Below are 25,949 nucleotides of genomic sequence, written 5' to 3'. Positions count from 1 at the left end.
GGCAGCAGGCCTGGCCTGCTGCCGCGGCGGGCTCAGAGGCCGAGGGCGGACAGGTCGAGGCGGCCGTCGGCCATGGGCGGACACCAGAAGTAGCTGCCGCTGATCGGCCGGGTGAAACGGAACAGGCCATCGAGCACCCCATCTTCCACGCCGATCATCCGTAGCCACTGGACCTCGAAGGCCTCGAACGAGCGGCCGAAGGCGGCGAACAACAGCCCCGCGCGGTGCTCGTCGGACCAGGGCGCGCCGCGCCGCAGGAGGAACGCGGCGGGCTCGAAGCTTTCCTGCTCGGTGCGCTTAACGTGGGCGTAGGCCGGCGCGTCTTCCAGTTCTTCATCGTCGGACTTGCGGCGGCCGATGATGTTGTCCATCTCCTCGCCGGGGATCGCCTGCATCCGGTCGAAGTCATGCAGCCACTGCTGGACAGCAACGAAACTGCCGCCATCCAGGCCCGCACCGCGCCCGGAGACCAGCGCGGCCTCGAGCGCCGCATCGCCCTTGGGGTTCTCGGTGCCGTCCTTGTAGCCGGACAGGTCGCGGTCCTCGCCGTAGAGGAACGCATCCACCGCGCCGGTCCGCTGGAAGGCCGGCGCCAGCGACCGTTCCAGCGCGTGCGAGCGCAGCGTCACCTCGCCGCGATCCTCGCCGCGCAGCCAGCACCACAGCGCGGAGGGCGTGGACGGCAGGTCGATGCCGGGCGCGGCGAGCACCGGATAGTCCTTCATGCCCTCGACGGTCTTGCCGAGGCTGAGCATCAGCGAATGGCCGATACCCACCACCAGCTGGTAACCATCGGTGGCCGCGGCCAGGCTGGCCAAGGTCGCGGCCACCTGCTCGGGTTGGGAAATGCTGAAAAACAGGTAGCGACCCACCACCGGAATCGGGGTGAGAATGCCTGGCTGAGCCGCGCTCATGTTGCCTCCATCTATCATCAGGCCGTGCGCCGCTCGTGGCGATGCACCTTCGATCTCGTTCTGGTTCGAGCAATGCTCGGTTTCGGAGCGCAGCGGCGGGCGACGCCAAGCGAAGCGGCTCCGAAATACCCGCGCATCCTAAACCGGTGCAACGCCAGAGACCACTCGAAGACGAGGGAAAAGCGCGAAGCCGGACCTGCGTCGCTCAGAACTCCATCGGCATGAGACCGACCACCAGGCCGGCGACGGCAAGGGCAAACACCAGCAGGGCCTTGGCGAGTTCGAGATGATGGGCGTTCATGGGCTTACCTGTCGGAGGGAAAGCCTGACGCTAGACGCCGAACATTGCAGTTGTGCAATCAGTCCCGGTCCGCTTGCGGCGAAACCGCTCCGCTCGCCGAAAGCAGGCCCAGCGCATGCTCCAGCGCCGCATCCAGGACCTTGTCGCGCGCCACCTCGCTCGCCTGGGCACGCGCGAGAAGCACCGCGCCGACCGACAGGCAGGTGAGCACCCAGGCCCGGTTCTCGTCGCCCATCAGTTCGGCCAGCCGCCGTTGCCGTTGTTCCAGGGCGCGTTCGAAGGTTTCCCGCACCTCGGGCCCTGCCCGGCCCACCTCGGCGGCCAGCGCCGGAATCGGGCAGCCCATGTCGGCATGCTGCGCATGACCGCGACTGAGGTAGAGACGGGTGGCGCCGGCCAGTTGCTCCAGGCTGTCCAGCGGAAAGGCATCGTGCTGGGCGCTCAGCTCGCGCTGCAGGATCGCTTCGAGCAACTCCGCCTTGCTGGAGAATTGCGAGTAGAACGCTCCGGTGGTAAGACCAGCCGCCTTCATCAAGGTGTCCAGGCCGGTGCTGGCGAAGCCCTGGCGCTTCACCAGCGGAGCGGCCTTGCTCAACAACAGGGCGCGGGTGGCCTGTTTCTGTTCCGGTTTGTAGCGCATGCTGACTATCCGTTGGTTGGGGAGACGATGTCGTCACATTGGATAATGATCTTTATATAACGCTCGTTATCCAATGAGGAAGCCGCAATGACTCTAGCACCGCGACACCTGCGCATAGAACAACGAGGACGCGTCCTGCAAGTCCTGCTCGACAATCCCCCGGCGAACTTCCTCACCACGGCGGTGATGCAGGAGCTGGCCGACCTGCTGGAAGACCTTGAGCAACGCCAGGACATCGGCGCCGTCATCCTTTCCGGAGCGGCGGACGGGGTCTTCCTGACCCACTTCGACGTCGACGAGATCGAGCGCGCCGTCGCCCCCATCACCTTTTCCATGCCGGCCTGGCTGACACGCCTGCTGCTGGAAAGCGAAAGCCTCCTGCGCCACTTGCCTGGGGCGAGGAAGCTGCTGCGGCGCACCCTGCTGGCAGGCGTCGCCGACATGAACCTGTTCCATGAGGTCACCGCGCACATGCGCCGCATGGACAAGGTGTTCATCGCCGCGATCAACGGCCTGGCCCTGGGTGGCGGCTGCGAGCTGGCGCTGGCCTGCGACCTGCGCCTGATGGCCGAGGACGACCAGGTGGAACGCTTCCTCGGCCAGCCGGAAGTACTCATCGGCCTGATACCGGGAGGCGGCGGCACCCAGATGCTGGCGCGCAGCCTGGGCGTAGCCAGGGCCCTGGAGCTGTGCCTGGAAGGGCAACTGCTGGAGCCGCGCCAGGCCCTTGCGCTGGGCCTGGTCAACGGGCTGGCGCCAGCGGAGGAGCTACTGGAAGCCGCCGACGCGCTGGCGCAACGCCTGTCCCGGCGCTCACCGCAAGCGGTGCGCCTGATCAAGCGTTCGATCTACCAGGCGGCTTCCCGCGACTGGACGGAGGGCATGGCCAGCGAAAAGGCCGGTTTCCTCTCCGCCGCCTCCCAGGGCAATACCCGCCGCGCCATGCGCGAATACATCGAACGGGTGCGCACCATCGTCCGGGAAGAGCGCCCTTTCCGCCGTGCGGATTTTGACGACCTGACCGAAGGCAACGCCATCGACATGGCCTACAGGTGATCTGCATGACTGCCTCCTCTTCCCCGGTTTCCGCCACGCCTTGGCTGACCCTGAGCATTCGCCTGATGGCCGGCGGCTTCCTGCTGTTCTTCGGCCTGGCCCTGGCCACGCTGCTCCTGCGGCTCGACCAGTCGCTGCTCGACTCCGACGCCGGGCGCCTGCTGCTCCGCCTGGTTCGCTGGGGCGACCAGCAAGGCGGCGGACAGCACTATGAGCTGATGATCTCGACGATCTACCTGGTCTGGGGCGCATTCCTCTGGCGCGCCGCCAGCCAGCCCTTCCGCCACCGGCTGTTCATCGACTTCACCGTGGCAGCCAATGCCGCGCACTTCGGCCTGATGTTCCTGCAGGGACTGTTGATGCCCGGCGAACACATCCACCTGGCCGGCGATGTCCTGCTGGGCTGGGCCTCGCTGCTGCCGCTGATGCTGTTCTGGATACCGCAACGCAAGCGGGCAACCCCTTCGCTCGCCGTCGAGCGGAGATGACGACAGTGGAACGGCCCCCAAAGGGGCCTAGCAGTTCGAACAGGCTCCTCTTGATGCCGTTGCGGACTGGCCTATGCTCACGGTGTGTGCGAACCCCAAGGGTATTTCCCGACCAGCTCCCCCGCGGTCGGGATTTTTTTTGCCTGTCGCTCAGCGCTTCGGGTCGAAGGGCGAATAGCCCCGCCGGCGCAGGCTCGCCAGGGGCGCGAACAGCGGCTCCGGCAGATCGGCCCAATCGAACCAGGCCCAGCCGTCGCACTTGTCCGGCTCCATGAGGCGCGCCTCGGCATCCTCCGCGCAACCGGCCAGGATGAACGCGGTGAGGTAGTGGCGCCCCTCGAAGACGTCATTGCTGAACGGGCCGTGGCGCAGTTCGCTCAGCGCCAGGCCGGTCTCTTCCAGGGCTTCGCGCAGGGCGCAGTCCTCCACCGCCTCGCCGAACTCGAGATGGCCGCCGGGCGCCGACCAGCAGCCAGCGCCATGACTGCCCTTGCGGCGCCCCAGCAACACCTTGCCGTCCCGCAAGATCAGGACGCCCACGCCTACCTGCGGTGCCGGCATCGTCGTACTCCTGCTTCGGGATCAGAGATGGAGCGTACCGCTCATGTACAACGCCGCCTTGCCGGAGATGACCACCCGCTCGCCGCGCACGTCGCATTCCAGGCGCCCCTTGCGCGCCCCGCCCTGCTCGGCGCTCAGCCGGGTCTTGCCCAGGCGCTGCGCCCAGTACGGCGCCAGGGAGGTATGCGCGGAACCGGTCACCGGGTCTTCGTTGACGCCGACGTTGGGCCCGAACCAGCGCGAGACGAAATCGAAGCGCTGGCTGCGCGCGGTCACCGCCACCCCACGGCACGGCAAGCCCTTCAGCCGGGCGAAGTCAGGCGCCAGGGCGGCGATCGTCTTTTCGTCGTCGACCACCACGAGGTAATCGTCGGTCTTCAGCACTTCCGCCTCGGCAATACCCAGCGCCTCCAGCAGTCCGTCCGGTGTCGCGCAAGGCTCCGGACGCTTGGCCGGGAAGTCCATCGCCAGCGAGTCGCCCTCGCGCCGCACGCTCAGCTCACCGCTACGGGTAGCGAAACGCAGTACCGGGGAAGCGTCGTCGAGCTTGTGGATCAGTACCCAGGCCGTCGCCAGGGTCGCATGACCGCACAGGTCCACCTCGACCTGCGGCGTGAACCAGCGCAATCGATAGTCGCCGTCGCGGCCGACGACAAAGGCGGTTTCCGAAAGATTGTTCTCTTCCGCGATGGCCTGCAGACGCTCGTCGTCCAGCCAGGCATCGAGGGGGCAGACCGCCGCCGGATTGCCCTGGAAGGGACTGTCGGCGAATGCGTCTACCTGGAAGATCGTCAGTTCCATGTTCCGGACTCCTGTATCGATGGGCTGCGCACCTTAGCAGCCGGACCGAGACCAGGACAATGCCGCGCCCCGCGCAGGCGCCTCGCTCAGATCTGACGGATATCCAGCAGCGCCCAGACCTGGTAACCCTGGCGCTTGGCTTCCTTCTCCGCTTCCAGTTGCGCGGTGACCTTGCTGATGGAGCGCGAGCGATGTTCGAAACGCAGCGGCAATCCCGCCCCGCCCTTGCGCACGCTCAGTTCGACGATGGTGTAGCGGACCGGCTGGCTGGCCTCGGTCCGGACCTTTTTCGGTCGCGTTTCGGCAAGGCCCAGCGCCTTGCGCATCTGTTCTTCAGAGTAGATTTCCTGCACGCATTCACCCAGATTGAATAAAACCCACAAATCCTATTGGTTCGCGACCCCACTTGCCAGGATAGTCGGCGAAGCGGGTCACACATCGACGCGAAAATCGCGCCTACCAGATCCGGCAGCTTCATCGAAACCGCCGCCGACATAAGCTGTGGGCGCTGTACATCCCTGGATCCTTTCCCGGCCTGCTCCACGCGGCCGGGATTTTTTTTGCCCTCTTCACCCTTGCGCCGACTGCGGACGCCAGGCTGGCCTTCAGCCTGTCCGGCAGCTATACCGAAAGTCTCCACCGTGATCAGGATCCAGTATGCTCGCCTGCCCCCTCCCTCCCGACGAAGCCCTGCGCCAGCAGGCCCTGGACGACATGGCGCTGGTCGACACCCCCGCCGAACACTACCTGGACGCCCTGGTGGAACTGGCGCGGGAAACCTTCGGGGTGAAGACCGTGCTGATCAGTCTGATCGACCACGACCGCCAATGGTTCAAGGCCCGTATCGGCCTGGATGCCGAACAGACGCCGCGCGACCTGTCCTTCTGCGGCCACGCCATCCTGGCCAGCGAACCGCTGATGGTGACGGACGCCTCCAGGGATCCGCGTTTTCACGACAATCCGCTGGTCACCGGGCCGCCCTTCATCCGCTTCTACGCCGGCGAGCCCCTGCACGCCAGCAATGGCCAGGCCATCGGCACACTCTGCCTGATCGACCCGAGCCCGCGGCTGCTGGATCTCCGGGAAGGACGCCAGCTCAATCGACTGTCGATCCTGGCCGAAGGATATCTCCAGCTACGCAGCCTCACCGAGCACACCCGCTTCCTGCGCCAGGAGATCGACCGGGAGCAGCGCAAGTCACTGCTCGACCCCCTCACCCAATTGTGGAACCGGGCCGGCTTCCACGCGCTGCACCAGCATGAACTGGAGTTGGCGCGGGCCAGCGACCAGCGCATCGGCATCATCTACAGCGATATCGACCATTTCAAACGTATCAACGACACCCTGGGGCACCGGGCCGGCGACAGCGTCCTCCGCGAGGCGGCTTCGCGACTGCGCGCGGCGCTGCGGCCGGAAGATCTCCTGGCGCGTTTCGGCGGCGAGGAGTTCGTGGCGATGGTCCGGGTCCGCGAGACCACGGAACTGACCATGATCGCCAATCGCATCCGCGAACTGATGGAAGCGACCCCGATCGACTGTGCCGGCACGTCCGTGCCGGTGACCATCAGTGCCGGCTGTACCCTGGCCGGCAGCGGCGAAGAACCGGAACAGGCACTCGCCCGGGCGGATGCCGCGCTGTACGACGCCAAGCGTGCCGGACGCAACCGGGTGGTCAGCGTCTGACCAGGGCTAGTCCTCCAGCCCTGCGCAATCGGCGCAGATAGAGAAACCCTCGCTATCGACTGGCACCTGGACCGCGTCGCAATATTCGCAGGAACGTCGCCTGCCGGTTCCGCAGGCATCGGGCTCGTCGAGCGCGCCGAACGTATCTTCGTCACGCTCGTCCTCGAGGTAATCGTTATCCAGCAGGTGATCGTGTTCGGGTTCGTGAATATCGTCTTCGTCGCTCATCTTCGACTGCCTGCCGGCTGCGTGAGGCGGTCTTATAAAGGCAGCGACAGCGCCCGTCAACGGCTCAACCCAGGTACAGACGCAGTTGCAGCCGGATTCGCTCCGGCTCGCCGTCGATCGGCGCAGGGCGACTGTCGAATCGCTGGGCGCCCTGGACCATGTAGAACGCTTAGGCATGCAAATCGGCTCCTCCCCCTGCCTCATTGCACTAGAATCGCCCGGCGCAGCGCCTGCGCCCTCAAGCCTCTTTCGTAGAAAACACCATGAGCAAACTGCAACATATCGGCCTGTTCCTGTTCGTTCTTCTCTCTGCCGGCCTGGCGCTCGGCTACCGAGTCGACTGCCCGGACGGCAGCCATGTCGAGACCTACCTGCTTCGCGGCCTGGGCGCGCGCCTCCTCGGCAACGATCTCTGCGAGCAGGCAGCGCCCTGACGCCGGGCGTTCCCGGATCCGACGGCGCCCGCCTATCGAGCCGGCAAGCCTCCGCCAACGCCAAGCCTTGCCGAAGCGATGGGCCACCAGCGCTAACCGGCCAGTTGCAACCAGAGCGAAAACACGCCCAGCGCACACCAGAAGCCGGCGAACAGGAACGGCACGCGTCGCGAGAACAGCAAGGTTTTCTCGAAGCTGCCGCGGTTGACCTCGCGTTCGCTGAACAATGGCGAATCATCGTAGGCCAGGCCGATCTCCGGATCGCTGTGCAACAGGCAGGACTGCTTGAACTGCCAGTGGCAGATGATCTCCGAGGATGCCTGGATGCCCGGCCAGGCATGCAGGGAATTGACGATCCCGAGCAGTGCCAGGAGCGCCGGCACCACCAGGGTGAACAGCTCGCCCCAGGCCGGGTTCAGGTTGGCCATCGACGAGGCATAGGCGATGACCAGGAACGACTGCGCCGTCAGGTAGGCGTTGGTCCGACTGGATAGCTGGCCCGTCTCGTAGTGGATTTCCCGCCGGTAGAAGTCCAGCCGCTCCTTGGGTGAACAGAAGATCCGGACATCGGATTCTTGCGACAACGGCCCTCCGGGCATGATCAACCTGGACACAAGCACGACACCTCGAACGAGTGGATGGGCTTGTTTGGAAAGAACCGATCCACGCCGGTTCGGAATCTCCGACGACCGTTCCCCGCGCCGGTAACGATTTCCGCCACCGCCCCGCTGGCCATGGAACTCAACGGAGCCCTGGCCGCCGCACGCCTGCGCAAGGTAAAAAGGGCGATCCTCCCGGATCGCCCTCCTGCATCAGAACAACGCCCCCAGGTAAGCCGCCGCGCCGCCGCCGAACTGTGCACCGACGTTGACCCCGGCCATCAACAGGGCGCCACGGAACGATTGCAGTAATTGCCGCGACATGCTGGCGCCCAGCGCGGCGGTCAATGGCGAGGCGCTCGCCAGCGCCACCGCCGCCAGCAGCTTGGGATCGAGGCCGAAGAGAATCGCCGTGCCCGAACCGCCGGCGATGACTCCCGCGCCGAGTTCGACGTACATGCAGGGCCCGGTGAAGTCGCCGCGGGACAGGTCGCGCCCCACCAGGCCGTCCGCGACCAAGACGGTTCCGGTGCTCGGCAACGCCTCCAGCGCACCGGCCCCGCCAACGCTCTTGCCCTTGACATTGAGGTTGACCTTGCCGAAGCGCGGCAGGCGCATGCCCAGTCCGATCCCGCCGCCCACCCCGCCATAGCGGAAGGACACGTTCTCACCCTCCGGCGAGAGCAACGTGATGGAGCCGCCGCTACCCGCCAGGAAGGCCACGGTCATGCCTCCGCCACTGGCCGTCACGTAGCGCCAGCGACTCTCGTTGAGGGGCAAGGGAATGGGAAGTTGCGACATGACTTCAATGTCCTTTTGAGGTCGGCTGGGAAGAACGCAGGCCCAGCAATCCCCTGAACCCGACAATACCGAAGAGTGCGCCGAAGCCGCAGAGGAAAGCGCTGGTTCCCCAGAGCGCGCCGGCATCGTCGACTATCGCGCTGGCCGCCGGCCGCCCAGCCTCGTAGAGGACGCGAACCGACTCGCCCACCTGGTAGCCGAAGATGAAGCCGCCCTGGGGATAGGAAATCCGCTCGCCGGAAACGCTGGTGAAATCGATCTGCGGATGCGAACCGCCGGCATTCAAGGCGCTGACCGTCCCCTGGGCTTCCTGCGCAGTACGCAGGAAATGGTACCGATCGACGGTCTTGAAACCGCCGGCGAGCAGGAGACCGAGTCCGAGCAGGGAAAAAAGGGAAGCGTGAAGAAGTCCGCCGATACGCGAACCGGAAGAGGACGTCATGAGCCTTGTCGCCTGAATCATCCGTGAAGGCGCTAGGGTCGGAAAAGACCGCCCCCGCTGTCAATAGCGGCTATGCGATGAAGCGCGAGCCCAGGCGAGCACGGGCCGAGCGGCCTTTTTCGGGGCGCAAACGAAAAAAGGCGACCCTTTCGGATCGCCTTTCTTGCCCCGCCAGCAGCGCGGGATTTGTTTGGTAGGCACGATTGGATTCGAACCAACGACCCCCACCATGTCAAGGTGGTGCTCTAACCAACTGAGCTACGTGCCTGCTGATGGCGCGCATTCTACAGACCCCAAAAACACCGTCAAGCTTTTTTTTCGCTAACTCTCTGAAAAAGTGGAATTTTTATTTTCAGGGGGTCCGTTGAAAATTTTGCACGGAGGCTAGCCGGCCGATTTCGACTCGGGTAGCATCCGGGCATCCGTAAAAAATAAAAAACAGAGGTGCAAGATGCCGCACACCCCCTACCCCTCCTCCTATTACGCCGCGTCGGCCAATCCCGCGCCGCCCCGCCCGGAACTCCAGGGCGAGGTCGAAACCGACGTCTGCGTGATCGGTGCCGGCTATACCGGCCTCTCCACCGCCCTGTTCCTGTTGGAGAATGGTTTCAAGGTCACCGTACTGGAAGCCGCCAAGGTCGGCTTCGGCGCTTCCGGGCGCAACGGCGGCCAGATCGTCAACAGCTACAGCCGCGACATCGACGTGATCGAGCGCACCGTCGGCAAGCGCGAAGCGCAGTTGCTCGGCGAGATGGCCTTCGAAGGCGGGCGCATCATCCGCGAGCGCGTGGCCCGCTACGGTATCCAATGCGACCTGAAGGACGGCGGGGTGTTCGCCGCCTTCACCGAGAAGCAGATGGATCACCTGCGCGCGCAGAAACAGTTGTGGGAACGCTACGGCCACAACCAGTTGGAGATCATGGACGCCAAGCGCATCCGCGAGGTGGTGGCGACCGACAACTATATAGGTGGCATGCTTGACATGAGCGGCGGCCACATCCATCCGCTGAACCTCGCCCTCGGCGAAGCGGCGGCGGTGGAGTCGCTCGGCGGCAGAATCTACGAGCAGAGCCCGGCGACCCGCATCGAGCGCGGCGCCAGCCCGGTGGTGCATACCCCGCAAGGCAAGGTGAAGGCGAAGTTCATCGTGGTCGCCGGTAACGCCTACCTCAACGGCCTGGTCCCGGAACTGGCGGCCAAGTCGATGCCCTGCGGCACCCAGGTGATCACCACCGAGCCGCTGAACGAGGAACTGGCCCACAGCCTGCTGCCGCAGGACTACTGCGTGGAAGACTGCAATTACCTGCTCGACTACTATCGCCTCTCCGGCGACAAGCGCCTGATCTATGGTGGCGGCGTGATCTATGGCGCTCGCGATCCGGCGGACATCGAGGCGATCATCCGGCCGAAGATGCTCAAGACCTTCCCGCAACTGAAGGACGTGAAGATCGACTTCGCCTGGACCGGCAACTTCCTGCTGACCCTCTCGCGCCTGCCCCAGGTCGGCCGCATCGGCGACAACATCTACTATTCCCAGGGTTGCAGCGGCCACGGCGTGACCTACACCCACGTCGCCGGCAAGGTCCTGGCCGAAGCCCTGCGCGGCCAGGCCGAGCGCTTCGACGCTTTCGCCGGCCTGCCGCACTACCCCTTCCCCGGCGGCAAGCTGTTCCGCGTACCGTTCACCGCCATCGGCGCCTGGTACTACAGCCTGCGCGACAAGCTCGGGGTCTAGTCCGCGTCGACAGAACGGCACCCCGGGGTGCCGTTTTTTCCATCCGCTCCTCAACCTTCGCTACGGATCTGCGCATGACTGATCAGGGCGAAGATCAGGCTACCGCCGACGATGTTGCCGCCCAGGGTAGGCAGGGCGAACTTCAGCAGGAACTCGGTCCAGCCGATTTCCCCGGCGAACGCCAGGTAGCCTACCTCCGCCGAGCCCACCACGATGTGGGTGAAGCTGCCCAGCGCCATCAGGTAGGTGACCATCGCGATGATCCAGATCTTCGCGCCCTCCGCCGCCGGGATCAGCCAGACCATGGTGGCGATCATCCAGCCGGAAACGATGCCCTTGGCGAACATTTGCGCCAGGTCGTTGTGCATCACCTCGCGGCCGATCTCAAGGAACGCCGCGTCGGCCGCTTCATTGAATATCGGCAGATGCAGCACCGCCCAGGCGAACAGCAGCGTACCGACGATATTGCCGAACAGCACCACGCTCCAGAGACGCAACAGTTGCCAGGCCTTTTCCAGGGTCGGCTCGGTCATCACCGGCAACACGGCGGTCAGGGTGTTTTCGGTGAACAGTTGCTGGCGGGCGAGGATCACTGCCAGGAAGCCCATGGGATAGCCGAAGCTGCTGACGATGATCGCCCACTCCTGCTCGGGCAAGGCAGCGCGGAACAGGCCCATGCCCATCAACGAGAGGCCGATGGTCAGCCCCGCGGCCACCGCCGACCACCAGAGTGCCGCCAGCGTGCGCTGCAACTCGTGTTCGCCCTGGACGCGAATCACCTCGTGCAGGACAGCGGCGCGCGGTGGCTGCTTGTCGTCGATCTCCCGCCGCTCGTTGGCGGTCAGCGCCGTGGCCGAACGTCCGTCGGCCGGTTTCTCTTTCCGCTCCTCGCCGCGCGCACGCGGCTTGCGCGCGCCCTCCGCCGCATGCCCCTGGCGCTTGCCCGCCGCACCGCCCTTGGCCGGTTGCCGGGGGGTGGGGGGCGAAGTCCGCTTGTCGTTGGCCATGTTCTGCACCTGAGTGGGGTCCTCCCAGGTATAGAGCCGTCTCGCTGGAACGGGGTTCCGACAACCTTCGGCTCGGCCGCCTCAGCGGGGCGGGGCGCCAACGGGACAGGCCGGCAGCTCGGCGCACCGCGCCACGGGTGCGACGGCCTGCGGCAAGGCCGCAGCGAAGCGGGCTTCCCCAGGCTGCAATGCCCGCGCGCAGGCCTGCGCCTGGCGCGCCGGCGCCGCGCAACCGCGTTCCGCCAGCAACTGGGACAGGTTGAACCAACCCGCGGCGAAATCCACGCGACGCTCGACGCTGGTGAGCATGGCCTGTTCGGCAGCGGCGGAATCGCCTGCGGCGTAGCGACTGTTGCCCAGGGCAAACCAGGCGAAGGCGTCCTCAGGCCAGCGTCGCACGGCTTCTTCGTAGGCGCGCCGGGCAACCTTGGGGTGGCCGGTTTCCTCGCTGTCACTGGCGGCCTTGAGCCACGGGACCGCTGCTGCCGTGGCCGGCAGGCGGTCACCCGGCAGGGTCAGCACCGCCCAGCGCCCCGAACGCTTCCAGGTCGACTCGAAGCTGGTGAAGTCGGTAACCCAGCGCCGGGTGATGCCCGAGCGCAGCACCAGTTCGCGGCGCTCCCGATCGAAACCGACCACCACCGCGAAGTGCCAGCGCGGCCACCAGGAGAAAGCCTGGTTCTGTAACACCAGCACCGGGTTGCCCGCCGCGACCTCCTCGAGCACGCTCTCCAGTCCGCCTTGCAGCGGATAGACCAGCATGCCGTGGCGGCGCGCCGCGGCGACCATCTCCAATTGCAGGCTACCCTCGCGACCGGGAATGAACACCTCGTCCTTCAATTGCCCCGGCGTCAACGCCAGGCCGCGCTGGCCAAGCATCGTGGCCAGCGCGGCGGGACCGCACTGGTAGGCTTCCTGGGGGAAGAACGGCACTTCGCGCAGCTCCACCCGTGCGGGCAGCGCCGCGCTTTCCGGCGGCAGTCTCGGCGGCTGCGCGCAGCCGCCGAGCATTGCGGAGACCAGCAGTGCCCCTGCCAGCCGCCTCACCGATTGATGCATTTGATGAAGCTGAAGATATCCGTGGCGCAAAGCATGTCGGTGATGATGAAGATCACCAGGAACAACACGATGATGCCGATGATGCCGCCCGCCGGCGCCTGGTCCAGCTGCTGGTTGAACTGCGCCAGCTCGGCGTTGGTCAGGCTGTTGATGCGACTCGCCACCTGGTCGCGGGGCACGCCCATGGCCTCCAGCTTCTTCTGGACGCCCTGGTCGTCGAGCATCTTCAGCAGTTGCTGGCGATCGAGGTTGTGCTGTTGTTGCTGCATGACTTCCGCAGTACCGATCATCGCTGCCTGGGCGAGCGGAACCTCGGCAAAGGTGAGCAGGTGCAGCGCTGCCAGGACGGCAGCGACACGGCGGATGCTTGTTGTTGTTCTCATGGGAATGACCTCTGCGTGAAACCCGGCTATTAGTCCTGGAAGGCGAGGCTTGGTTCCGCAACGCCCACCTTTCCTGAGTATCGTCCCGATCGCCGTTTTCCGCCGCCTCGGCGCCGATGCCCGCCCCTCTGGCGAGACGACGACCCGCCGCCCCCAGGCGACGAAACGGCGTCCGCCTTTATGCAATTCGCATATACTCCGGCTCGCCGCGAGAAAACCGGAGCATGCGCGATCTCGGCGACATCGACGCATATCCCCGCCGCAGCCTCGTACACGGCGTCGAAACCGCGCGCCGCCCCGGACGACAGAGCCTCCGGCACGGCGAAAACTAAGGATTCCTGAGCTTCCATCTTGTCCAGATTTGCCCAACCTTGAGCGAGCGGGCCAACGGGACGGGAGTTGTATGGATGCTAGGTACCCGGCTAAAAGCCGCAAGAATCAGAGCGGGATACTCGCAGAAACAGTTGGGCATGCTGGTGGGAATGGACGAGTTTTCCGCCAGCGCACGGATGAACCAATACGAACGCGAACGGCACTCCCCCAACATGCGGACTTCCGAACAGCTGGCCATGGTCCTCCAGGTCCCCATGGCCTACCTCTATTGCCCCGAGGACGAGCTGGCCGAGCTCATCCTCAAGGTGTCCAGCCTGACACCCGAGTTCAAGAAAGAGCTGACGCGTTTCATCGAACAGTTGCTCGCGGCCCAGGGATCAACCAGCCGCCAGCCTGTACGCACAAGGAGTGAACTGTGAACAAAAGCTTGGATTCAGACTCGATAACCACCGCCATAATGGCCCTGCGTCGCCTACGCGACACGCACCCGGAGCAGTACCGGGAGCTGCTGCCGTTGTGCGCCTCGGGGCTGGTGGAGACCCTGGTCGGACAGAGCGACGGGGACGACCGCAGGAAGGCCGAGACGCAGAGCGAGACCATCGCCCGCTGGACCTGGCTGCAGTTGCTCGGCTGGGCCCAGAACAACAGCCTCAGCCAGCAGCAGATCGAAAGCCTCTACAGCATCGTCGAAGGCATCCGCAGTTGCCGGCCGCTGATGCAGGAGCGCGCCCGTCTCCTGCAACTGGCGCGAGGCTGAGGCCCCGGCGCGGCTAGAGGCCGTACCGGGTTGCCTGGAGATGAGCGAACATGCCACCCTCGGCCGGGATGACGACACCCCATAGCCGGCGCGAGGCGTCAGCGAAGCCAGCTGGACGAACCAGGGCTTTGAGGTGGCATCGGCGAACTTCTTGAACTGCCAGGCCGGTCCGCCCATATAGGTGGGGCTGCCGTAGACGATGGCATCGGCTTCGACGAGCCGAGCAACTTCGTCCAGTTCTTCAAGCGCGAGGACGGCCAGGTGCGCCGAAGCCTTCCGCCGCGAACAGCATGGCGGCCGAACGCCAGCCTTGCCGCAGCGCACAGAGCGCACGTGACCTGGCGCCCGCAGCGCTCCGGCCTGATTCGCAGTTTCGTCACGCCGGCGCGCGGCCTGGCGCAAATGTGAACGGTTGCCGCCACGCTGGGAGAGGCTTCTTCCTAGACTCCGCGCCACGTTCACTCAGAGGAGAAACAACGTGGCCAAGACATGGATCTACGCAGCCTCGGCCGCCGCCATCGGCGGTGCGCTGATCGGCGGCTGGCTGCTCGACCCGGCTCCGCCCGAGGCATCGCCGCAGGCCCGCCAGTCCCCCGCCGCCCAGGCAGCCGCCGCCCCGACAGCGGCGCTCGCGGCGCCGGCGGCGGACGCTACCCGCATGCTCGCCCCGCCCCCCGTCACGACGCCCGCGCCACGCGAGCGGGTGACGCTCTGGCAAGGCGAACTGCGCAGCCGCGAAGGCGCCCAGGGCATTCCCGAATACCTGGCGCAGGTCGAACCCGCCCTGCTCGACACGCTGGCGCTCGGCCAGGTGCTGGAAATGAGCCTGCCGGGTCGCGAGCGGCCCTTGCAGGCACGCCTCGCCAGCACCCATAACAGCGCCGGCCTGCCGGTCTGGCGCGGCGGCCTGGTGGACGGCGACGAGGCGGAAAGCCTGACCGTGGTGCGCGGCAGCCTGGAAACCCACATCAATGTCGCCACCCTCGACGGCAGCTACTCGATCATCGTCGACAACCGCAGCGGCAAGACCCGGGTGATCGACGAGAACGACATCGCCGCGCGTAGCGACCCGCATGGCGATCATGTCGACGCGCCGCTCGCCGAGCTGCCACCGATGCCGCCGCCCGCCCAGGGCTGAGCCCACCTTCCCAGCATGTTTCCCCAGCGGTGCCCTCGGGGCGCCATGGCTTCCTATTGTCCGAACACAGGCAACCCATGAAGAAATCCCTGCTCTGCTCCACCCTAGCCCTGGCGGTAGCCTCTGCCGCCCAGGCCGCGCCGAAGACCGTCGACATCATGGTCCTCTACACCCCCGCGGCGACCCAGACCGCAAATGGCCGCGACATCGATGCGCGGATCGCCAGCTACATCGAGTTCGCCAACACCGCCTACGAGAAGAGCGGCGTCAACCTGCGCCTGCGTCTGGTGCACAAGCAGCGCCTGGACTGGGCCGACTACCCGACGGTGACCGGCACCAACCTCGATCGCTTCATGCGCGACCCGCAGGTGCAGCGCCTGCGCGAGCAGTACGGCGCCGACCTGGTCAGCCTGGTCAACCGCTCGCAGAACAGCGGCAACGGCTACATCACCTGCGGCATCGGCTACATGGGCTCGGGCGATAAGAACAGCGGGCGCTTCCACGGCAACGCCAAGGACATTGCCTACAACCTCACCGGGGTCGACTGCGGGCTCAACACCTTCGCCCATGAAGCCGGCCACAACATGGGCCTGCGCCACTCCTACGAGCAGGACCTGGAGTCCAGCTACTACGATCCGCGCTACGCCCACAGCGGCACCTACGAATGGAGCCGAGGCTACGGCGTGCAGGGGCGCTTCGCCACCGTGATGGCCTACCCGCATGCCTTCGGCACCAACAAGCAGGCACCGTTCTTCGCCAACCCGCGCCTGGTCAACGCCGAATGCGCCAACCAGCCCTGCGGCCGCGAAGAACACGCCGACGCCGTACGCGCGCTGAACAGCATGGCCACGCAGATCGCCGACTTTCGCCCGACCAAGGTACCCGGCACGCTCAACCCGGGCTCCGGCGGCGACACGCCGACCCCGCCGGACCTGCCATGGTGCACGAAAGCCAAGCTCGGCGGCCTGCTCGGCGATGGCGAGTTCGCCAGCATGGAAGGCTGGCGCGCATGGTCCGGCAACGCCCAGCTGAGCCTGGTGAACGTCGCCAAGGGCTGCCGCGACAATGCCTTGCTGGTCGACGTGCGTGGCTTCGATCTGCTGGTCCGCCCCATTGCCCCCCTGCGCGCCGGCAGCGGCTACCGGCTGAGCGGCAAGGTCATGCTCAAGGCCGCCAATACCCGTGAAACCGTGCGCATGGCGCTGCTCAGCGAACGCGCCGATGGCGCCCTGGCCTACAACCCGGCGCAGAGCGTCGAACTGTCGGTCAGCGGCAACGAGTTCAGTCGCCTGGAGAAGACCTTCGACTACCGTCCCGCCGCCGACCAGCGCAACCTCTACGTGGCGGTCTGGAGCGACAGCGGCGCCAGCCTGCTGGTCGACGAGATGAACCTGCAGGAAGCCCAGGCCGCGCCGCCGAGCGTACCGCCGGCGCCGAAACGCATCGCCTACGACTTCGAGAGCGGCATCGGCGGCTGGAGCGGCGTGCATGCCAGCGCCCGCGCCACGCGCGTCGCCAGCGCCGGGCGGCTGGCCCTGGAAGCCTACCAGCGGCGCTACGCCGGCACCGGCGCGAGCACCAGCCTGCTGGGCAACCTGGAAGCAGGCCGGACCTACGCGTTCAGCGCGGACGTACGGGTCGGCGACGGTCGCGGCTCGCAGGCCATGACCTATGCCTACCTCTACCTGGAAAGCCAGGGTCGGCCCGGCGAATACCTGCCCCTGGGCTACAAGGTGGTCGAGAATGGCCGCTGGGCCAGCCTGCGCGGCCAGGTGCAATTGCCGAAGGGGCCGATCAAGCGTGCTGAACTGATGATCCTCAGCGGTAACCAGCAGGAGTCGATGTTCATCGACAACGTCCAGTTGCTGCAGAAGTAGGACGCTTCCCCTCCGTGCCCCCGGCAGGCACGGGGGGATTTTGCGGAGCGCTCCAGGCTGGATGCAGCGATCATGAAATTATCGTTTTACGATAATTTATTATTAAACTATGATCACTCCAATTTCCCTCGTTTCCGAGGGGCCTGCCCACCTTCCCAGGAGTACCCCCGATGACAAGCGACCGCCTGGCCGGCTACAGCCGCCTGATGGCTACCCTGACCCTGCTGTTGATCGCCGGCATGCTGCTGCTCAACGCCGCGTGCTGGATCTTCCCCGACCTCGCCAGCGAGCACGGCCTCGGCTTCGCCCTCACCGCCACCGGTGTCGCCGGCGACCTCGGCGTTGTGGCGCAGGACATGCCGCTCTGGCAGGCCCTCGGCGGCATCCTCCTGTCGAGCCTGCCGCTGCTGGTCCTGGCCAGCGGACTGCAGGCGCTGCGAAGGCTGTTCCAGCACTACGGGCGCGGCGAGTATTTCTGCGAAGACGCCGCGGCGCTGCTCGGCAAGGTCGGCCTGTGCCTGGCTTGCTGGGTGCTGGCGAACTTCCTGCTGGAACCGCTGCTGACGGTCTGGGTCACCTTCCTCCAACCCCAGGGACAACGCATCGCCAGTCTCAGCTTCGGTTCGGCGGAACTGGTCAGCCTGTTCGCCGCCGCCTCGGTGATGGTGATCGCGCGCATCCAGCGCAAGGCCGCCCTGCTCGCCGAGGAAAACCGCCAGTTCGTCTGAGGTCCGCCATGCCCATCGAAATCAGGCTGGACGTCATGCTCGCCCTGCGCAAGGCCAGGTCCAAGGACCTGGCCCAGGCCATCGGTATCACCGAACAAAACCTGTCGCTGCTCAAGCAGGGCAAGGTAAAGGGCATTCGCCTCGCTACCCTGGAGGCCATCTGCGCCTACCTGGCGTGCCAGCCGGGAAACCTGCTGGAGTACCTGCCCGGTCCGACCGAGGAGTGACAGCCGGGCGCTTATGCGCTCGAGCGAGGGGGAGCGCACCAAAGGGTATTTAGGCCAAGCCCCCTTTCGCCGCTACAGTCGCGGTTCATCCACCAGACATGGGCGAGGCCGGGCATGGCGAAATCCTCCGAACGATTCGAATCCCTGCGCCGGGATATCGACGCACTGGCCCGCCGGCTCGACGTGCCGTCGGTGCTGATCATGCGTTCCCTGCCCCGGCACATGCGCGTCGAGGCCTCCGCCGGACGCCTGGAGGACACCTACCCGATCGGCGCCGAAGGCCGCAAGAGCGTCCATGAAGACGGCGCCAAACCCCTCTACTGCGAACGCGTGGTCGACCGCGACGCCCCGTTGCACGTGCGCGACTCGCGCCAGGAGACGGAATGGGCCGGCAACGAGGATGAAGTCGAGTTCGGCCTGAGCAACTACCTTGGCTATCCGGTTCATGCGCCCGACGGCACCCCGTACGGCACCGTCTGCGTACTCGACAGCCGACCGCGCGACTATTCGGCCGAGGAACGGGCCCTGCTGGAAGAATTGCGGCGCAAGGTCGAGGCGCTGCTGGCGGAAACCGTCTCATGACCTAAGGTCAATCGGATACCGCGGCGCACAACCGCACCGCCTCCGCCCACCAGACGAGGACCTTCCGTGCACGCCAGCCGCCTGCCCCGCCTCTTGCCGTTCGCCCTCGCCTTCCTGCTTTCGCCCCCCGCCTTCGCTGCCGACACGCCAGCCGCCGAGCTGCTGCGCCAGGCCGAAGCCGAACGCCCGGCCTACCTCGACACGCTCCGACAACTGGTCGCGGTGGACAGCGGTACCGGCCAGGCCGAAGGCCTCGGCCAGTTGTCCGCGCTGCTCGCCGAACGCCTGCAGGCGCTCGGCGCGCAAGTCCGCAGCGCACCGGCGACGCCCTCGGCCGGCGACAACCTGGTGGCCACCCTCGATGGCACCGGCAGCAAGCGCTTCCTGCTGATGATTCACTACGACACCGTGTTCGCCGCCGGCAGCGCGGCGAAGCGTCCGTTCCGCGAGGACGCGGAGCGCGCCTACGGACCCGGCGTGGCCGACGCCAAGGGCGGCGTGGCAATGGTGCTGCATGCCCTGGCGCTGCTCAGGCAGCAAGGCTTCAGGGACTACGGACGGATCACCGTGCTGTTCAATCCCGACGAGGAAACCGGCTCCGCCGGCTCGAAGCAACTGATCGCCGAGCTGGCCCGGCAGCAGGACTACGTCTTCTCCTACGAGCCGCCGGACCGGGACGCAGTGACGGTAGCCACCAATGGCATCGACGGCCTGCTGCTCGAGGTGAAGGGTCGCTCGTCCCATGCCGGCTCGGCACCCGAGCAAGGCCGCAACGCCATTCTCGAACTGTCGCACCAGTTGCTGCGTCTCAAGGACCTCGGCGATCCGGCGAAAGGCACCACGCTGAACTGGACCCTCGCCAGGGGCGGCGAGAAGCGCAACATCATTCCCGCCGAGGCTTCGGCGGAAGCCGACATGCGCTACTCGGACCCGGCCGAGAGCGAGCGGGTACTGGCCGACGCCCGGAAGCTGACCGGCGAACGCCTGATCGCCGATACCGAAGTCAATCTGCGTCTCGACAAGGGTCGTCCGCCCCTGGTGAAGAACCCCGCCTCGCAGCGCCTGGCGGAAACCGCGCAGACGCTCTACGGCCGAATCGGCAAGCGCATCGAGCCGATCGCCATGCGCTTCGGCACGGACGCCGGCTACGCCTACGTGCCCGGCAGCGACAAGCCGGCGGTGCTGGAAACCCTCGGCGTGGTCGGCGCCGGCCTGCACAGCGAGGCGGAATACCTCGAACTGTCGAGCATCGCCCCGCGCCTGTACCTGACGGTGGCGCTGATCCGCGAGCTGTCCGCCGACTAGCGCCGACGCCCGCAGCCAGCCTCAGGTGCGGAAGCGACCAAGCACCACGCGCAAGCCAGCCATGTGCTCCTTGACCCTCTGGTTGGCCGAGAGCACGGCGGCGGTCCCTTCGTGGGCCTGCTCGGAGAGTCCGGAGACGTTAGTGATGTTGCGGTCGATGTCCTGGGCCACCTGGCTCTGTTCCTCGGCGGCGGTCGCGATCTGCTGGTTGAGGCCGTCCAGCTCTTCCACCGTGGCGACGATGCGCCCCAGCGCCTGGGCCGCGCTGTCGGCCTCGGCGAGGTTGCTCTGGGCATGGCTGGCGCTACCGCGCATGGCGGCTACCGCATCGTTGGCGCCGTCCTGCAACTGCTCGATCAGCCCCTGGATCTCCTGGGTCGACTGCTGGGTACGGTTGGCCAGCGAACGCACCTCGTCCGCCACCACGGCGAAGCCGCGCCCGGCCTCCCCGGCCCGCGCCGCCTCGATGGCGGCATTGAGCGCCAGCAGGTTGGTCTGCTCGGCGATGCTGCTGATCACCGTAAGCACCTGGCCGACGCTGCCGGCGTGCTGGTGCAGGGTGTTCAGCGCCAGGGCGGTCTGTTCCAGTTCCTCCGCCAAGGCACCGGTCTGGCTGCTGGCGTGCTCCACCAGACGGCGTCCCTCGTGGGCCAGGGCCGCGGCGTCGCGGGTGGAATGCGCTGCATGGTTGGCGTGGCGGGCGACCTCGGCCACGGTGGCGCTCATCTCGTTCATCGCGGTGGCCACCTGGTCCAGGTCCTGGTGCTGGCGCGCCACCTGGTCGCCGGCGCCGAGTGCCTGCTCCAGGGCCTCGGCCACGTCCTTGTCGGTTTCTGCCGCGCTGCGCTTGACGTTCGCCAGCAAACCGCTGACGTCCTGGCGCATCCGCTCGTAGCCAGCGACGATGCGGCCGATCTCGTTGTCCGCATGGCCCGCCGCCAGGGCATGGGTGAAGTTCGCCGCGCCGACCTCGGTCAGCGCCACTTCCAACCCACGCAACTGCCGCATCAGCGGCGCCAGGCCGAACTGCCGGCCAAGCACCACCAGCACCAGGATCGCCAACAGGCAACCGAAGGCGATCCACATCTGGGTGTGCTGGACACTGTCGGCGCGCGCGCTCATCAGCGAGACCAGGTTGTTCAGCTCGCCCAACAGCTCGGTGGAATACTGCGAGAAGCCGCGCAGATCGACCTGACTGGCAGGCTGTGCCACCTGGTCGAGCATGGCCCGGTAGCGGCCCCAGATCTGCGCCACCTTCTGCCGCTGGGCGGCGATCTCCGGCGCGCCCATCCGGCTCACGTTGCGCTCGGCATTGCCCGCATCCAGATCGGCGGCCGAGCGTTCGTACTGGGCGATGGTCGCGGCCAGGGCCTTTGGGTCGCCGGCGCCGAGTCGCAATTGCAGCGCCTCGCGGGCCATCTTCTGGCTGAGCATGCGCTGCGCGCCGGCCACGTTGATGGTTTCCGGCGAGATCGACATGCTCAGGTACAACGCCACCGAGGCGCAGGCGGCCAGGCCGAACATCAGTGCATAGGACAGCAGGAACTGGGCGTTCAGGGTCTTCAACCCGAGCCCCCGTAGAATCCGATCGAACACCCTGGCGACGCTTTCGTTCATTGGTTTTTCCCCACTGGACTACAGAAACCGATAACCACCCCATCGGCCCGTCGCGCCTGGGCTTGAATCGGCACTTCGCCGACTCCATCCCCGAGCGCCTCCCTCTCCAGGGCGTGGCCCCCGGCGGACAAGGCCTGAAGACAGTTTGCCGCTGCGGCATCGGGACGCGCCCTGTAAACTCTGGCAGGTACCCGGCACGCCGCGCCGGAGACGTCATGGAACCCAACCCGCAAGGACGCCCGCGTGATCCCCGTCGCCCCTATTCCCCTGATCGTCCCGCTCATCTACCTGTCGTCGTTCGTCGCCGGCATCTGGCTGCTGGTCTGGCTATCGCTCCTGGCCTTCAGCCCGCGCGCGCGCCAGCGCTTGCGCCGCCGCTGGCCGAGCCGCGGCCTGCTGATGCTGCTCCTGCTGATCCCGTTGGGACTGCGCGCCTGGCTGGAGATCGGTCTCTGGCAGTACGAGCGCGAACGTGCACGCGAGGAAGCCGCGCACAGCGCCGTGCTCGAGCGCCCTACCCGCCTCGGAGGCATCGAGATGCCTGCCGGCACCCGGCTGAAGCTGGAACTCAAGCACCAGCCGGAAAGCTTCCGAGAAGCCGAATTCCCCACCCCGGTGACGATCCGCGGCGTCGCCACCCGCCACCTGCAACGCTGGCTGCAGAGCGAGCAGGACAACCCGCAGGACCCATGGAAAACCACCGGCGTCCATCCCACTTCGCTGCGCCTGCGTGGCGAGGGAGTCGCCGAGATCGAAGGCTGGCGTTGCGACGCCAGCCAGGAAATCGCCTTCGCCAGCGAGCGCGACGGGCGTCCCGCCGCCTTCGAAGGCTGTAGCCTGGCGACCGGCAACCGCGCCGACGACATCGACTTCCCCGCCGGTGCGCGATTGTTCGCCAGCGATGGCATGGTCTACACCGACGGCTACCGCGACGCCGAGCGCTGGCGGGTAATGCCGGAAACCGGGCAACGGGTGTCGGTGCGCGGCATCGCGCTGAGCGGCGGCGCCCTGGCCTTCGACCGCGACCGCCGCCTGTACGGCCTCGGCGGTACGGTCCTCGCCGAGGCCTTGCAACTGGGCGCCTGGCACTACCCGGCAGGCACCGAGGTCAGCCTTTCACCCCGCGCCGCCTGGCGCGCGCAACATCCGCACGCCTGGCTGTTCAGTCCTACCCGCGAAGCCGCTTCGCATGCCTCCGGCGAGCGCCTGGAACACGGCGTCTCGCTGTTGCAGACGCTGGACGGCCAGGAACTTGAGCGCCTCGACAACCGCGCGGCAGGGGTCATCGACTTCATCGAACTGGAGATCGGCGACGAACGCTGAACCTGCGCCGCGCGGTTATCTGAGGCTCAGCCAGCAGCGCGGCGGGAAGGGCAATCAGGAAATGGACGAGGCGCATGGACCCTCCGTGGCCATCACTGCGGTATGGCTAGGCATTTTCCCGATCCTGCGGGAAAAGCGATGCCGCTTCGCTTGCCGCACAGCGAAACAAGGCTAGCCTTATCAATGTGACTTTCTCCTATGGTGGTCACCAAAGCCCCGGAGGCCGCTCATCCCTCCGGGGCTTTCCCCCCGCCTGCTGCCTCTCCCCTCCTTGATACAGCAGCCCATCGCAGTTCAACGAGGAAACCCGATGAAACTCAGCATTGTCGCCCTGGGCCTGTTGTCCATGGCAGGGGTGCTCATCTGCACCTATCTGATCCTGAAATCGCTCAGCGCCATCTGATATCGCTCGTGCACGAAGCTGTGGATCGCCCATGGGCAGATCCAGCAGTCCGCGCGTAGGATGGGCAGGCCCGCTTCCTGCCCATTTTCCGCCAGGAAAAGAGAGGAATTCCTTTCCGAGATTTCCACAGAGGTCATGGATGAAAAAAAGCCCCCTGCTGATACTGAGCGTACTCCTCGCCGCGTGCGGCCCCGACAAGCTGATTTCCGACCTGCCGTCGCCGAACGGGCAATACCACGTCGAGGTTCGGAAATGCCCGGAGAAAGGTTCGATCACCTGGGGCGAAGAAATACAGGTCTCCCTCCTCGAAACCGGGAAATCGGAAAAGTGCCATGCAGTCGTGCGGTCGCTGGCGCAATTCGACCTGCGCGCATCCGCGGACCAATTGCAACTGGAGTGGCTGTCCGATACGGAACTCAGGGCCTGGCACCCTAGCTTCGAGCCCGGGAACCAACCGAACGGCTCGCGCCTGAAGCACGATGCGCCGGTGAAGATGGTCTTTGCGCCGAAGCGCTGAGCCGCTCGAAAAGCTGTCCTGGCATACCGACCATACGCCACGACAGTCGGAGGCAAGCCAAATAAAAGGTTTACGCGTCATTTCAGGACCCAGGTGCTTCCATTGCTCCATAGCTCGGCATACTGCCCATTGATCAAGGTCAGGCTGCTTCCTGTGTTGGTGTAGCTACCGTAGGTACTGCCCGTGATTCCTCCAGCCAGTGCCGTGACGTTGATGCTGCCGCTCGAACCATTCCTGATCCTGAAGACACAGCCCGAGGCAAGAGCGGCCTCCGGCAGTACGAATCCTCCGCTCCCCGTCAACTCGACCATTTGTCCGACATAATCCGTTCCTGCGATTGCTGAGGACGAGGACAAGGACACCATCGGCAGCTCGCTCCACCCTACGCCTCCTTGTACTTTCGTACGTAACGGCAAAACAGCAGGATAGCCATGTCGGTTGACGTAGACATTCCTCACCTTGGCGATTGTAGGAGCCGCCGCTATTCCCATGGTCCACACGGGTCGAATGAGCTGTTGGTTATCGTCGAAGACGGTCAGCCCATCCACTTCGAAATTGCCCTTTGGTTCAATCACTTCCATGGAGTCAGAAGAGTCCTGCCAGACTCCGCATCGATTTATGTTTCCCGTGGCCACGCCGAAGTTCACATTTCTTATCGTGACATCCCTGATGAGTACCGGCGCGTTTCTGGCGCTCCAGTTGCGGAAACGCATAGCGCTGCCAAAAGGCTCGTCGACAACTATGCCAACCAGTTGGATCAGACCCGACATAGTGTTTTTCGGAGAGAGGCCCCCTCCATATATGAAACCCACTCCGCCATTCTTCGCCCCGTATTGAGTAGCCGAACCGTCTCGTCGGGACTGGAATCCGGAGACCCTGACGGAGACAGGGGAGTCCGTATTCGGGATGGTGAACTGGAGTCCGTTCCCAGCATTGCCCTCGCTCGAACAACCGATCAGGTTGATATCTTCGATGAAGTAACCGCTTCCTTCATTGGGCTCTATGTTGAAGGCCGCCCAGGGTCCATTGGCTGATGCACCAAGTCCATTGGTATTCGTGTTAGTCGCTCGGCAATTCAGCAGCGTCGCGCGCCTGGCATTGATGACCGAAAAGCCATTGCGTCCATTGAAGTTGCAAAGGACTCGGTCGATGCGTACGTCTTCGCTTGGTCGCCCCGCATCGCCGGTAACGGCCAATCCATCACCGGAGAACGCGTTGATTGTCAGGTCCTGGACCAGGACTTTTTTCGAGCCATAGATGAAAAGTCCATATCGACCTTCGCCGCTGCGTGCCTCGTTCTTCTGTCCATTGATCTGCATTCCATTGCCGAAGATGAACACATTGCTCTGTCCGGCCATGCTGATGAACGGCTGGACATCCATCGTCACCGTACCGGGCTCCTGGAGAATGACAGTCCGGCTGGTTCCGGCGATGATCTGGTCCGAACCGATAACCAATGGACCGGAGCGAACGGTCGCCGGGGGAAACATGGCCGTGTAACCGATGTGGGCCGCAGAGCCTTCGTTCGAACGGGTTTGTTGCAGAAGCTTTTGCGCTGGCGCGGTAGCGAGTTCCCCCGGCAGCCAGCCGAACCATTCGAGGCGAATACCATGGCCTTCGATTTTGCGGACAAAGCAGCCAAAGGCGGACGGCTCAGTTTCCCCCGAGCCATCCAGATAGCCAGCCAACCCCGTCTGGGCAGTGTACGCAGGAACAGTGGGGCTGATGATAGTCCCGCCGTTGTGGCGATTCCGCGCAACCGCCCCATCCCAGTAGAACCTGCCACCACCAGTGGTAATACCGGGTCTGTGGCCTTGAACGATGTACTCATGGGTGTAGCTTTGCGGAACATCTGGAAGATCGGCCAGGCTGGCTAAAACCATTGCCGATCTGCCTATAAGTGATGCGCCCTTTACGAGGTCGGTTTCGTCAATCAACGCATTCCATCGCTCATCGCTAGGGTCTCCTACTGTGGCCCCCACCATGGAACCGGTCGTGTCGTAGCTCATG

General features: G+C 65.6%; 29 protein-coding genes and 1 tRNA gene. 14 read left to right on the top strand and 16 right to left on the bottom strand.

Annotated features, from left to right (window positions below):
* Positions 1-32: 32 nt before the first annotated feature.
* The gene (locus JHD77_RS02740; RefSeq protein WP_003119903.1) at positions 33-932 is read right to left on the bottom strand and encodes a Dyp-type peroxidase; all 900 of its coding nucleotides are present in this window, start codon (positions 930-932) and stop codon (positions 33-35) included.
* Positions 933-1,273: 341 nt separating this feature from the next.
* Positions 1,274-1,855 carry a TetR/AcrR family transcriptional regulator gene (locus tag JHD77_RS02735; RefSeq protein ID WP_003090825.1) on the bottom strand — a complete coding sequence of 194 codons (582 nt, stop codon included), beginning with the start codon at positions 1,853-1,855 and terminating at the stop codon, positions 1,274-1,276.
* Between the two features lie 87 nt (positions 1,856-1,942).
* Here JHD77_RS02735 and JHD77_RS02730 point away from each other — a divergent pair, with 87 nt between their 5' ends.
* Complete coding sequence (locus tag JHD77_RS02730) at positions 1,943-2,911, top strand: enoyl-CoA hydratase/isomerase family protein (RefSeq protein ID WP_003099134.1); 969 nt, start codon at positions 1,943-1,945, stop codon at positions 2,909-2,911.
* Between the two features lie 5 nt (positions 2,912-2,916).
* The gene (locus JHD77_RS02725; RefSeq protein ID WP_016263376.1) at positions 2,917-3,399 is read left to right on the top strand and encodes a DUF6632 domain-containing protein; all 483 of its coding nucleotides are present in this window, start codon (positions 2,917-2,919) and stop codon (positions 3,397-3,399) included.
* A 150-nt stretch (positions 3,400-3,549) separates the two neighbouring features.
* Here the strand turns inward: JHD77_RS02725 and JHD77_RS02720 are convergent, their stop codons facing one another.
* The 3 genes from JHD77_RS02720 to JHD77_RS02710 form a co-directional block, all read right to left on the bottom strand.
* Positions 3,550-3,960 (bottom strand): nucleotide triphosphate diphosphatase NUDT15, encoded by a 411-nt coding sequence (locus JHD77_RS02720; RefSeq protein ID WP_003099138.1) that lies wholly within the window; start codon positions 3,958-3,960, stop codon positions 3,550-3,552.
* A gap of 21 nt (positions 3,961-3,981) precedes the next feature.
* The gene (locus tag JHD77_RS02715) at positions 3,982-4,761 is read right to left on the bottom strand and encodes a PhzF family phenazine biosynthesis protein (RefSeq protein ID WP_003114424.1); all 780 of its coding nucleotides are present in this window, start codon (positions 4,759-4,761) and stop codon (positions 3,982-3,984) included.
* 86 nt (positions 4,762-4,847) lie between these two features.
* On the bottom strand, positions 4,848-5,087 hold the full coding sequence (locus JHD77_RS02710; protein WP_003114425.1) for a hypothetical protein: 240 nt from the start codon (positions 5,085-5,087) through the stop codon (positions 4,848-4,850).
* Between the two features lie 331 nt (positions 5,088-5,418).
* Between JHD77_RS02710 and JHD77_RS02705 the strand changes: the two genes are divergently transcribed.
* Entirely contained in the window at positions 5,419-6,444 is a 1,026-nt protein-coding gene (locus JHD77_RS02705; RefSeq protein ID WP_023089256.1) for a diguanylate cyclase, read from the top strand.
* Between the two features lie 6 nt (positions 6,445-6,450).
* Here JHD77_RS02705 and JHD77_RS02700 read toward each other — a convergent pair whose 3' ends face one another.
* Positions 6,451-6,672, bottom strand: a complete 222-nt coding sequence (locus JHD77_RS02700; protein WP_003114427.1) for a hypothetical protein — start codon at positions 6,670-6,672, stop codon at positions 6,451-6,453.
* Between the two features lie 263 nt (positions 6,673-6,935).
* Here JHD77_RS02700 and JHD77_RS02695 point away from each other — a divergent pair, with 263 nt between their 5' ends.
* A complete protein-coding gene (locus JHD77_RS02695; RefSeq protein WP_003099153.1) occupies positions 6,936-7,106 on the top strand; it encodes a hypothetical protein in 171 nt (56 codons plus the stop codon).
* 92 nt (positions 7,107-7,198) lie between these two features.
* Here JHD77_RS02695 and JHD77_RS02690 read toward each other — a convergent pair whose 3' ends face one another.
* From JHD77_RS02690 to JHD77_RS02675, 4 genes are all read right to left on the bottom strand, one after another.
* The gene (locus JHD77_RS02690; protein WP_003122551.1) at positions 7,199-7,720 is read right to left on the bottom strand and encodes a hypothetical protein; all 522 of its coding nucleotides are present in this window, start codon (positions 7,718-7,720) and stop codon (positions 7,199-7,201) included.
* A gap of 198 nt (positions 7,721-7,918) precedes the next feature.
* Positions 7,919-8,506 carry a type IV secretion system toxin Tse4 gene (tse4, locus tag JHD77_RS02685; protein ID WP_014602752.1) on the bottom strand — a complete coding sequence of 196 codons (588 nt, stop codon included), beginning with the start codon at positions 8,504-8,506 and terminating at the stop codon, positions 7,919-7,921.
* A gap of 4 nt (positions 8,507-8,510) precedes the next feature.
* Entirely contained in the window at positions 8,511-8,948 is a 438-nt protein-coding gene (gene tsi4 / locus JHD77_RS02680) for a type VI secretion system immunity protein Tsi4 (protein WP_031755486.1), read from the bottom strand.
* A 191-nt stretch (positions 8,949-9,139) separates the two neighbouring features.
* Positions 9,140-9,216 (bottom strand) — tRNA-Val (locus JHD77_RS02675).
* Between the two features lie 183 nt (positions 9,217-9,399).
* On the opposite strand from JHD77_RS02675, the gene JHD77_RS02670 reads away from it, so the two are divergent.
* Complete coding sequence (locus JHD77_RS02670; protein ID WP_003114430.1) at positions 9,400-10,683, top strand: NAD(P)/FAD-dependent oxidoreductase; 1,284 nt, start codon at positions 9,400-9,402, stop codon at positions 10,681-10,683.
* Positions 10,684-10,733: 50 nt separating this feature from the next.
* Here JHD77_RS02670 and JHD77_RS02665 read toward each other — a convergent pair whose 3' ends face one another.
* From JHD77_RS02665 to JHD77_RS02655, 3 genes are all read right to left on the bottom strand, one after another.
* On the bottom strand, positions 10,734-11,690 hold the full coding sequence (locus JHD77_RS02665) for a formate/nitrite transporter family protein (protein ID WP_031755484.1): 957 nt from the start codon (positions 11,688-11,690) through the stop codon (positions 10,734-10,736).
* Between the two features lie 81 nt (positions 11,691-11,771).
* Positions 11,772-12,701: a PA2778 family cysteine peptidase gene (locus JHD77_RS02660; RefSeq protein ID WP_003107207.1), complete on the bottom strand. Its 930-nt coding sequence runs from the start codon at positions 12,699-12,701 to the stop codon at positions 11,772-11,774.
* Positions 12,702-12,733: 32 nt separating this feature from the next.
* Complete coding sequence (locus JHD77_RS02655) at positions 12,734-13,132, bottom strand: PA2779 family protein (protein ID WP_003090843.1); 399 nt, start codon at positions 13,130-13,132, stop codon at positions 12,734-12,736.
* A gap of 407 nt (positions 13,133-13,539) precedes the next feature.
* Here JHD77_RS02655 and JHD77_RS02650 point away from each other — a divergent pair, with 407 nt between their 5' ends.
* Positions 13,540-13,884, top strand: coding sequence for a helix-turn-helix domain-containing protein (locus JHD77_RS02650; RefSeq protein WP_003115217.1), 345 nt, complete (start codon positions 13,540-13,542; stop codon positions 13,882-13,884).
* 53 nt (positions 13,885-13,937) lie between these two features.
* Here JHD77_RS02650 and JHD77_RS02645 read toward each other — a convergent pair whose 3' ends face one another.
* Entirely contained in the window at positions 13,938-14,546 is a 609-nt protein-coding gene (locus JHD77_RS02645; RefSeq protein WP_071557651.1) for a flavodoxin family protein, read from the bottom strand.
* A gap of 154 nt (positions 14,547-14,700) precedes the next feature.
* On the opposite strand from JHD77_RS02645, the gene bamI reads away from it, so the two are divergent.
* The 6 genes from bamI (at position 14,701) to JHD77_RS02615 (ending at position 20,079) form a co-directional block, all read left to right on the top strand.
* Positions 14,701-15,360: a biofilm-associated metzincin protease inhibitor BamI gene (gene bamI / locus JHD77_RS02640; RefSeq protein ID WP_025271157.1), complete on the top strand. Its 660-nt coding sequence runs from the start codon at positions 14,701-14,703 to the stop codon at positions 15,358-15,360.
* A gap of 77 nt (positions 15,361-15,437) precedes the next feature.
* The gene (mep72, locus tag JHD77_RS02635) at positions 15,438-17,237 is read left to right on the top strand and encodes a metalloendopeptidase Mep72 (protein ID WP_019486200.1); all 1,800 of its coding nucleotides are present in this window, start codon (positions 15,438-15,440) and stop codon (positions 17,235-17,237) included.
* A gap of 170 nt (positions 17,238-17,407) precedes the next feature.
* Positions 17,408-17,965: a DUF2975 domain-containing protein gene (locus tag JHD77_RS02630; RefSeq protein ID WP_031690135.1), complete on the top strand. Its 558-nt coding sequence runs from the start codon at positions 17,408-17,410 to the stop codon at positions 17,963-17,965.
* Positions 17,966-17,973: 8 nt separating this feature from the next.
* Complete coding sequence (locus JHD77_RS02625; protein WP_003104033.1) at positions 17,974-18,192, top strand: helix-turn-helix domain-containing protein; 219 nt, start codon at positions 17,974-17,976, stop codon at positions 18,190-18,192.
* 114 nt (positions 18,193-18,306) lie between these two features.
* Positions 18,307-18,774 carry a GAF domain-containing protein gene (locus tag JHD77_RS02620; protein ID WP_003104034.1) on the top strand — a complete coding sequence of 156 codons (468 nt, stop codon included), beginning with the start codon at positions 18,307-18,309 and terminating at the stop codon, positions 18,772-18,774.
* Between the two features lie 66 nt (positions 18,775-18,840).
* Positions 18,841-20,079 (top strand): M20/M25/M40 family metallo-hydrolase, encoded by a 1,239-nt coding sequence (locus tag JHD77_RS02615; RefSeq protein WP_049950133.1) that lies wholly within the window; start codon positions 18,841-18,843, stop codon positions 20,077-20,079.
* Positions 20,080-20,100: 21 nt separating this feature from the next.
* Here the strand turns inward: JHD77_RS02615 and mcpN are convergent, their stop codons facing one another.
* Positions 20,101-21,696 carry a nitrate chemoreceptor McpN gene (mcpN, locus tag JHD77_RS02610; RefSeq protein ID WP_003452307.1) on the bottom strand — a complete coding sequence of 532 codons (1,596 nt, stop codon included), beginning with the start codon at positions 21,694-21,696 and terminating at the stop codon, positions 20,101-20,103.
* Between the two features lie 243 nt (positions 21,697-21,939).
* Here mcpN and JHD77_RS02605 point away from each other — a divergent pair, with 243 nt between their 5' ends.
* A complete protein-coding gene (locus JHD77_RS02605; RefSeq protein ID WP_003160537.1) occupies positions 21,940-23,019 on the top strand; it encodes a hypothetical protein in 1,080 nt (359 codons plus the stop codon).
* A 434-nt stretch (positions 23,020-23,453) separates the two neighbouring features.
* Positions 23,454-23,939, top strand: a complete 486-nt coding sequence (locus JHD77_RS02600) for a hypothetical protein (protein ID WP_003122543.1) — start codon at positions 23,454-23,456, stop codon at positions 23,937-23,939.
* Between the two features lie 77 nt (positions 23,940-24,016).
* On the opposite strand, the gene JHD77_RS02595 is transcribed toward JHD77_RS02600, so the two are convergent.
* Positions 24,017-25,948, bottom strand: a complete 1,932-nt coding sequence (locus JHD77_RS02595) for a right-handed parallel beta-helix repeat-containing protein (protein WP_031755426.1) — start codon at positions 25,946-25,948, stop codon at positions 24,017-24,019.
* Between the last annotated feature and the right edge of the window lies 1 nt (position 25,949).

The sequence above is a fragment of the Pseudomonas sp. P20 genome, assembly GCF_016463925.1.
GTDB lineage: Bacteria > Pseudomonadota > Gammaproteobacteria > Pseudomonadales > Pseudomonadaceae > Pseudomonas > Pseudomonas aeruginosa.
The sequence above is the reverse complement of the archived record's forward strand: the minus strand, read 5'-3'. Positions and strand labels throughout refer to the sequence as shown.

Coding starts and splice junctions, on each gene's coding strand:
- JHD77_RS02740 (WP_003119903.1), bottom strand. CDS start 932: ATGATAGATGGAGGCAACATGAGCGCGGCTCAGCCAGGCATTCTCACC.
- JHD77_RS02735 (WP_003090825.1), bottom strand. CDS start 1,855: ATGCGCTACAAACCGGAACAGAAACAGGCCACCCGCGCCCTGTTGTTG.
- JHD77_RS02730 (WP_003099134.1), top strand. CDS start 1,943: ATGACTCTAGCACCGCGACACCTGCGCATAGAACAACGAGGACGCGTC.
- JHD77_RS02725 (WP_016263376.1), top strand. CDS start 2,917: ATGACTGCCTCCTCTTCCCCGGTTTCCGCCACGCCTTGGCTGACCCTG.
- JHD77_RS02720 (WP_003099138.1), bottom strand. CDS start 3,960: ATGCCGGCACCGCAGGTAGGCGTGGGCGTCCTGATCTTGCGGGACGGC.
- JHD77_RS02715 (WP_003114424.1), bottom strand. CDS start 4,761: ATGGAACTGACGATCTTCCAGGTAGACGCATTCGCCGACAGTCCCTTC.
- JHD77_RS02710 (WP_003114425.1), bottom strand. CDS start 5,087: ATGCGCAAGGCGCTGGGCCTTGCCGAAACGCGACCGAAAAAGGTCCGG.
- JHD77_RS02705 (WP_023089256.1), top strand. CDS start 5,419: ATGCTCGCCTGCCCCCTCCCTCCCGACGAAGCCCTGCGCCAGCAGGCC.
- JHD77_RS02700 (WP_003114427.1), bottom strand. CDS start 6,672: ATGAGCGACGAAGACGATATTCACGAACCCGAACACGATCACCTGCTG.
- JHD77_RS02695 (WP_003099153.1), top strand. CDS start 6,936: ATGAGCAAACTGCAACATATCGGCCTGTTCCTGTTCGTTCTTCTCTCT.
- tse4 (WP_014602752.1), bottom strand. CDS start 8,506: ATGTCGCAACTTCCCATTCCCTTGCCCCTCAACGAGAGTCGCTGGCGC.
- tsi4 (WP_031755486.1), bottom strand. CDS start 8,948: ATGACGTCCTCTTCCGGTTCGCGTATCGGCGGACTTCTTCACGCTTCC.
- JHD77_RS02670 (WP_003114430.1), top strand. CDS start 9,400: ATGCCGCACACCCCCTACCCCTCCTCCTATTACGCCGCGTCGGCCAAT.
- JHD77_RS02665 (WP_031755484.1), bottom strand. CDS start 11,690: ATGGCCAACGACAAGCGGACTTCGCCCCCCACCCCCCGGCAACCGGCC.
- JHD77_RS02660 (WP_003107207.1), bottom strand. CDS start 12,701: ATGCTCGGCGGCTGCGCGCAGCCGCCGAGACTGCCGCCGGAAAGCGCG.
- JHD77_RS02655 (WP_003090843.1), bottom strand. CDS start 13,132: ATGAGAACAACAACAAGCATCCGCCGTGTCGCTGCCGTCCTGGCAGCG.
- JHD77_RS02650 (WP_003115217.1), top strand. CDS start 13,540: ATGCTAGGTACCCGGCTAAAAGCCGCAAGAATCAGAGCGGGATACTCG.
- mep72 (WP_019486200.1), top strand. CDS start 15,438: ATGAAGAAATCCCTGCTCTGCTCCACCCTAGCCCTGGCGGTAGCCTCT.
- JHD77_RS02630 (WP_031690135.1), top strand. CDS start 17,408: ATGACAAGCGACCGCCTGGCCGGCTACAGCCGCCTGATGGCTACCCTG.
- JHD77_RS02625 (WP_003104033.1), top strand. CDS start 17,974: ATGCCCATCGAAATCAGGCTGGACGTCATGCTCGCCCTGCGCAAGGCC.
- JHD77_RS02620 (WP_003104034.1), top strand. CDS start 18,307: ATGGCGAAATCCTCCGAACGATTCGAATCCCTGCGCCGGGATATCGAC.
- mcpN (WP_003452307.1), bottom strand. CDS start 21,696: ATGAACGAAAGCGTCGCCAGGGTGTTCGATCGGATTCTACGGGGGCTC.
- JHD77_RS02600 (WP_003122543.1), top strand. CDS start 23,454: ATGGGCAGATCCAGCAGTCCGCGCGTAGGATGGGCAGGCCCGCTTCCT.
- JHD77_RS02595 (WP_031755426.1), bottom strand. CDS start 25,948: ATGAGCTACGACACGACCGGTTCCATGGTGGGGGCCACAGTAGGAGAC.